General features: G+C 59.6%; 5 protein-coding genes. All 5 read left to right on the forward strand.

Annotated elements, in window-relative coordinates; all coding sequences use genetic code 11:
• Positions 1 to 291 precede the first annotated feature (291 nt).
• Positions 292 to 1,500, forward strand: coding sequence for a phosphoglycerate kinase (locus QZL71_RS02355; protein ID WP_005945608.1), 1,209 nt, complete (start codon positions 292 to 294; stop codon positions 1,498 to 1,500).
• 107 nt (positions 1,501 to 1,607) lie between these two features.
• On the forward strand, positions 1,608 to 2,378 hold the full coding sequence (tpiA, locus tag QZL71_RS02360) for a triose-phosphate isomerase (protein ID WP_005945612.1): 771 nt from the start codon (positions 1,608 to 1,610) through the stop codon (positions 2,376 to 2,378).
• Positions 2,379 to 2,475: 97 nt separating this feature from the next.
• On the forward strand, positions 2,476 to 4,002 hold the full coding sequence (gpmI, locus tag QZL71_RS02365) for a 2,3-bisphosphoglycerate-independent phosphoglycerate mutase (RefSeq protein ID WP_294647594.1): 1,527 nt from the start codon (positions 2,476 to 2,478) through the stop codon (positions 4,000 to 4,002).
• 230 nt (positions 4,003 to 4,232) lie between these two features.
• Complete coding sequence (locus QZL71_RS02370; protein ID WP_294647596.1) at positions 4,233 to 6,833, forward strand: translation factor GTPase family protein; 2,601 nt, start codon at positions 4,233 to 4,235, stop codon at positions 6,831 to 6,833.
• Between the two features lies 1 nt (position 6,834).
• Positions 6,835 to 7,390, forward strand: a 556-nt coding sequence (locus QZL71_RS02375; protein WP_294647598.1) for an ADP-dependent NAD(P)H-hydrate dehydratase, incomplete at its 3' end; no start/stop codon positions are given.

The raw sequence follows: 7,390 nt of genomic DNA on the forward strand, positions 1-7,390 counted from the left end.
CTGGTGTGGAAGCAATTTTTGAGCGGGGTCAGCGGAACCAGAAGTTCATATGGGGAATGTATGACCGCATTTGCGGAATGTTCTGCCGGAAAACACGGTAAGGCTGCGGCTTTCGGTCAAAATACACACATTTCCGTGCATCAGCGGCAAATGTTTGTTAAACTATTATCTATCTTGCGACCTTGCAATGTGCACGGTTTTTGTTTATAATAGTAGAGTAACGGGGCAAGATCCCCCGAATGCGAGCGAAACTCTAGTTCAGAAATTAAAACTTGAGAGGAGTTTATTACCATGGGTTTAGGTAAGAAGACGATCGACGATCAGAACTACTGCGGCAAGAAGGTGCTTGTCCGTTGCGATTTCAACGTCCCGATGAAGGACGGTGTGATCACCAACGAGAACCGCATCAATGCAGCTCTGCCCACCATCCAGAAGCTGGTCAACGATGGCGCAAAGGTCATCCTGTGCAGCCATCTGGGCAAGCCCAAGAACGGCCCCGAGGCAAAGTTCAGCCTGGCACCCGTTGCTGTGGCTCTGAGCGCAAAGCTGGGCAAGACCGTTGTGTTTGCTGACGACGACAACGTTGTGGGCGAGAACGCAAAGGCTGCTGTTGCTGCCATGAACAACGGCGATGTCGTTCTGCTGCAGAACACCCGTTTCCGCAAGGAAGAGACCAAGAACATGCCCGAGTTCAGCGAAGAGCTGGCTTCCCTGGCTGATGCATATGTTGACGATGCATTCGGCAGCTGCCACCGTGCACACTGCTCCACCGCAGGCGTCACCGACTTCATCAAGGATACCGCTGTTGGTTACCTGATGGAGAAGGAGATCAAGTATCTGGGCAACGCTGTGAACGATCCCGTTCGTCCCTTCACCGCTATTCTGGGCGGCGCAAAGGTCGCAGACAAGCTGAATGTTATCTCCAACCTGCTGGAGAAGGTCGATACCCTGATCATCGGCGGCGGCATGGCTTACACCTTCGTCAAGGCTCAGGGCTACGAGGTCGGCAAGAGCCTGTGCGACGATTCCAAGCTGGATTACTGCAAGGAGATGATGGCCAAGGCTCAGGAGAAGGGCGTGAAGCTGCTGCTGCCCGTTGATGCTGTCTGCATCAAGGACTTCCCCGATCCCATCGACGCTCCTGTTGAGACCACGGTTGTTCCTGTCACCGCGATCCCGGCTGACATGGAAGGCTGCGACATTGGCCCCGAGACCATGAAGCTGTTTGCCGATGCTGTCAAGGCATCCAAGACCGTTGTGTGGAACGGCCCCATGGGCGTGTTCGAGAACCCCACTCTGGCAGCTGGCACTCTGGCAGTTGCCAAGGCTATGGCTGAGAGCGATGCTACCACCGTGATCGGCGGCGGCGACAGCGCAGCAGCTGTGCAGCAGATGGGTCTGGGCGACAAGATGACCCACATCTCCACCGGCGGCGGCGCTTCTCTGGAGTATCTGGAGGGCAAGGAGCTGCCCGGCATCGCAGTTATTCAGAACGCATAATCTGATCCCGGCATCATAATGGGTGCGGCGGCTTTAGCGCCGCCGCATCTTTTTGTTTGTGCAGAGCTTTCTGCACGATAGAAGGTAAATAAAGGAGATAGAGTATCATGGATAAGGCAAAGCGTAAGGCTATCATTGCAGGCAACTGGAAGATGAACAAGACTGCCTCCGAGGCTGCTGTTCTGGTGGACGAGCTGGTCCCCGCCGTGCAGGACGCAGGCTGCGAGGTGGTTATCTGCACCCCGTATACCGATCTGGTCACCGCTGTGGAAAAGACCAAGGGCACCAACATCCATGTGGGTGCTGAGAATGTTCACTTCGAGAAGTCCGGCGCTTTCACCGGCGAGATCAGCGCTGACATGCTGGTAGATCTGGGCGTGGAGTATGTCATTGTGGGCCACTCTGAGCGCCGCCAGTACTTCGCCGAGACCGACCAGACCGTGAACAAGCGCGCTCTGGCTGCTCTGAACGCCGGTCTGAAGGTCATCATCTGCGTGGGCGAGAGCCTGCAGCAGCGCGAAGAGGGCGTGACCGAAGAGCTGGTGCGTATGCAGACCAAGATCGCTCTGCGTGATGTGACCGCTGAGCAGATGGCAAATGTCGTGATCGCTTACGAGCCCATCTGGGCCATCGGCACCGGCAAGACCGCTACCGCCGATCAGGCTGAGGAAGTCTGCGGCCAGATCCGCAAGGTCATCGGTGAGGTGTACGGCGAGGCAGTTGCCGAGGCTACCACTGTCCAGTACGGCGGCAGTATGAACGCCAAGAACTGCGAGGAGCTGCTGAGCAAAAAGGACGTGGACGGCGGCCTGATCGGCGGCGCATCCCTGAAGGCTCCCGACTTTGCAGTGATCGTCAACGCAGCCACCAAGGGCTGATCGACGGTTTAAATCAGCTGTTTCAGCGCCCGGCTGCGCCGCATTTCCAGCGCTGTGCCGGGCGCTGATTTGTTAAATTCAAAGGAGATTCAATTTTATGGCAAAGAAACCTGTTCTTCTGTGCATCATGGATGGCTTCGGCTGGGTGCCGGGCGAGACCTACGGCAACGCCGTGGTGGCCGCCAAGACCCCCCATCTGGATGCTCTGATGGAAAAGTACCCCATGACCACCATCGAGGCTTCCGGCATGGCAGTCGGCCTGCCCGACGGCCAGATGGGCAACTCCGAGGTTGGCCACACCAACATGGGCGCTGGCCGCATCGTGTACCAGCAGCTGACCCTGATCACCAAGTCCATCAAGGACGGCGAGATGCTCAAGAACCCTGTTCTGGTCAAGAACATGCAGGCTGCCATCGACGCCGGCAAGGCCATCCATCTGATGGGCCTGGTGGGCACCGGCGGCGTGCACAGCCACGCTGACCACTGGTTCGGCGTGCTGGAAATGGCAAAACATCTGGGTGCAAAGAACGTTTACCTGCACTGCATCACCGATGGCCGTGATACCGACCCGCACTCCGGCAAGGGCTTCCTGGCCGACCTGCAGGCCAAGCTGGACGAGCTGGGAATCGGCAAGATCGCCAGCGTCTCCGGCCGTTACTACGCCATGGATCGCGATAACAACTGGGATCGTGAAGAAAAGGCATACGCTGCCTTTGTCTACGGCGAGGGCAATCATGCCGCCAACGCTGCCGAGGCCATCGAGGCATCCTATGCAGCAGACAAGACCGACGAGTTCGTTCTGCCCTGCGTCACCTGTGAGGGTGGCCGCGTGCAGGATGGCGACACCGTGATCTTCATGAACTTCCGTCCCGATCGTGCCCGCCAGATGACCCGCATCTTCTGCGACGATGCGTTCACCGGCTTTGAGCGCCGCGGCGGCCGCAAGCAGGTGAACTATGTCTGCATGGCCGAATACGATGCCACCATGCCCAACTGCGAGGTCGCCTATCCGCCTGTGGAGCTGAAGAACGTTCTGGGCCAGTACCTGTCCGAGAATGGCAAGACTCAGCTGCGCATTGCCGAGACCGAGAAGTACGCTCATGTCACCTTCTTCTTCAACGGCGGCGTGGAGGCTCCCTACGAGGGCGAGGACCGCTGCGTGATCCCCAGCCCGAAGGTCGCCACCTATGACCTGAAGCCCGAGATGAGCGCCCCCGAGGTTGCTGCCGAGTGCGTCAAGCGCATCGAGAGCGGCAAGTACGATGTGGTCATCCTGAACTTTGCAAACTGCGATATGGTCGGCCACACCGGCGTGTTCGATGCTGCGGTCAAGGCCGTTGAGGCTGTGGATACCGCTGTGGATCAGGTGGTGTCCGCTGTGCTGAAGGCCGGCGGCTGCGCCTTCATCACCGCCGACCACGGCAACGCCGAGAAGATGATGAACCCGGACGGCACCCCCTTCACCGCACACACCACCAACGTGGTGCCCTTTGTGGCTGTTGGCTGCGGCGATGTGAAGCTGCGTGAGGGCGGCTGCCTGGCAGATATCGCACCCACCATGCTGCCGTATATTGGTCTGCCCGTGCCTGCTGAAATGACCGGCAAGAGCATCATTGTGGAGTAATTGACCGTTAAAATGGCCGACGCGTTCGCTTTGGCTATGAATAGCGGAATTGTTATTCTTATATTTACAGCTCTGGAAAATCTGCGGATTTTCCAGAGCTGTTTTTTCACGCGAAAAGCCGATAAGATAAACTGCGTTTTTTGGTTTCGACCCCATTCTAAATCAAAAACTTTTCTTTTTTCTCCATCCGTGCTACAATAAAAATGAATTTTTGATTGTAGGAGAAGCGGATGGAAACAACGCATAAACAAATCGTTCTGGGCATCCTTGCCCATGTGGACTCCGGCAAGACCACCCTTTCGGAAGCCATGCTCTACCGCTCCGGCGCGATCCGCAAGCTGGGCCGCGTGGATCACAAGGATGCCTTTCTGGATACCGACACGCTTGAAAAAGCGCGCGGCATCACCATCTTTTCTAAGCAGGCCCTGTTGACAGCGGGCAATACGGATATCACATTGCTGGACACCCCCGGCCATGTGGATTTTTCTACCGAGACAGAGCGCACCCTGCAGGTGCTGGACTATGCTGTGCTGGTGGTAAGCGGCACCGACGGTGTGCAGAGCCACACCGAGACGCTCTGGCGGCTGCTGCGGCGCTACCATGTGCCCACCTTTGTGTTCGTGAACAAGATGGACCTGCCCGGCAAGAGCAGGGAAGAGCTGCTCGCCCAGCTGAACCACCGTCTGGGCGAGGGCTTTGTGGCCTTTGATGTGCCGCAGGCCGACCGGGACGAAGCACTGGCCCTGTGTGACGAAAACCTGATGGATCGGATGCTGGATGCCGGTCAGTTGACCGATGCGGACCTCATCCCGGCCGTTGCACGCCGGCATGTGTTCCCGTGCTGGTTCGGTTCGGCGCTGCGGCGTACCGAAGACGATGCACTGGAAAGCGTGGATGCTCTGATGGACGGCATCGACCGTTATACCCGTCCGGCTCCCGCGCTGGATGCCTTTGGTGCCAAGGTGTTCAAGGTGTCACAGGATGAGCAGGGCACGCGCCTGACATGGCTGCGCGTGACTGGCGGCGAACTGAAGGTAAAGGCCCAGCTCTCCGGCGAAGCAGATGGTGAGCCGTGGGAGGAAAAGGCAAACCAGTTGCGGCTGTACTCCGGCGTGAAGTATACGCTGGCGGAAGCCATCGGCCCGGGGCAGGTGTGCGCCGTCACCGGCCTGACCAAGGCGCGCCCGGGCGAGGGCCTTGGCGCGGAACGCGACAGCGATGTGCCGGTTCTGGAACCGGTGCTGAGCTATCAGGTGCTGCTGCCGGAGGGGACTGATGTGCACGCGGCACTGGGCAAGCTGCACCGGCTGGAAGAAGAGGAGCCGCAGCTCCATGTGGTATGGAACGAGACTTTGGGCGAGATCCATGTGCAGCTCATGGGCGAGGTGCAGCTGGAAGTGCTGCGCAGTTTGTTGGCAGAGCGCTTTGGCCTGAACGTGGAGTTCGGCCCCGGCGGCATTCTGTACAAGGAGACCATCACGGAGCCTATGGAGGGCGTGGGCCACTATGAGCCGCTGCGCCACTATGCGGAGGTGCATGTCAAGCTGGAGCCCCTGCCCCGCGGCAGCGGGATGCAGTTTGCCGCCGACTGCCGGGAAGAAGTGCTGGACAAGAACTGGCAGCGCCTTGTGCTGACCCATCTGGAAGAAAAGCAGCACCTTGGTGTGCTGACCGGTGCGCCGCTGACGGACGTGAAGATCACCCTCATTGCGGGCCGCGCCCATCTTAAACACACGGAGGGCGGAGATTTTCGGCAGGCCACCTATCGCGCGGTGCGGCAGGGTCTGATGCTGGCCAAAAGCCAGCTGCTGGAGCCATGGTATGCCTTTCGGCTGGAAGTGCCGGTGGAGAACCTTGGCCGTGCCATGACCGATATCCAGCGCATGGAGGGCAGCTTTGACCCGCCAGAAAGCGGGGAAGAGGCTGCTGTGCTCACCGGTTTTGCACCGGTGGCCACCATGCGCAGCTACCCCATGGAGGTGGTGGGCTATACCCGGGGCCGGGGACACCTGACCCTGACGCTGGACGGCTACCGGCCCTGCCACAATGCGGCGGAGATCATTGAAGCTGTGGGCTACGAGCCGGAGCACGACCTTGACAACCCGGCAGATTCGGTGTTCTGTGCCCATGGCGCGGGCTTTGTGGTGCCTTGGGATCAGGTGCGCAGCCACATGCATGTGGACAGCGGCTGGGGAAAAAGCAAAAGCCCGGAGCAGGAGACGCAGACCGTGCCCCAGCGCCGGACAGCGGCTTACCGCGCAACACTGGAAGAGGATGCCGAGCTGCTCAAAATCTTCGAGCGCACCTATGGCCCCATCAAACGGGACCCGCTGGCGGCATTCCGCCCGGTGCAAAAGCGGGAACGCCCGGATTTTGATGCCCAGCAGTGGGAGATCCTGCCCGAATATCTGCTGGTGGACGGCTACAATATCATCTTTGCGTGGGATGAGCTGAACGCCCTTGCAAAGGACAGTCTGGAAGCGGCCCGCCACAAGCTGATGGATATTCTGTGCAACTATCAGGGCTACCAGAAGTGCAATCTTATTCTTGTATTCGATGCCTATCGTGTGCCGGGCAGCCCCGGCAGCATTGAGCAGTACCATAACATCCATGTGGTCTACACCAAGGAAGCCGAAACCGCCGATATGTTCATCGAGCACGTTACTCATGAGATCGGCAAGGGGCGGCGAGTGCGTGTGGCTACTTCCGACGGCATGGAGCAGATCATCATTCTGGGCCACGGCGCGCTGCGTGTCTCCGCCCGCATGTTCCATGAGGAAGTGCAGAATGTGGAAAAGCAGATCCGCAAACTGGTGCAGGGGGAAGCATAAAATGTCAACCGAGATCACATCCGAATTTATCTGGCACAACATCCCGCCGCGCCCGCGCGACAGCCACAAGGGCAGCTTTGGCACCGTGTTGGCTGTGGCGGGCAGTGCATATTACCGAGGTGCAGCCCTGCTTGCCGCCGAGGGAGCTCTGCGCACCGGTGCGGGCATTGTAACGCTGGCCAGCGTGGAGCCGGTATTGGCAGCTGCGGTGGCCCGCCTGCCGGAATGCTGCCTGTGTCCCTGCGTGGCGGGGGCCGAAGGTGGCATCTCGCCGGAGAGCATTCCACAGCTCCAGCGCCAGAAGGCGACGGTGCTGCTGCTGGGCCCGGGCCTTGGCGGTACGGCCCAGAGTGCAGCCCGCGCGGCAGAGACACGCACGCTGGTGCAGAAGCTGCTGCCCGGCTTTGCAGGCAGCGCGGTGCTGGATGCGGACGGCCTGAACGCCGCCGCGCAGCTGCTGGCCGAGGGCAAAACGCTGCCACACCCGGCGGGAGAGCTGATCGTGACCCCGCACCCCGGCGAGATGGCCCGGCTCACCGGGCTTTCGGCGGCTGAGA

The sequence above is a fragment of the uncultured Faecalibacterium sp. genome (genome assembly GCF_900066275.1).
Classification (GTDB): domain Bacteria; phylum Bacillota; class Clostridia; order Oscillospirales; family Ruminococcaceae; genus Faecalibacterium; species Faecalibacterium taiwanense.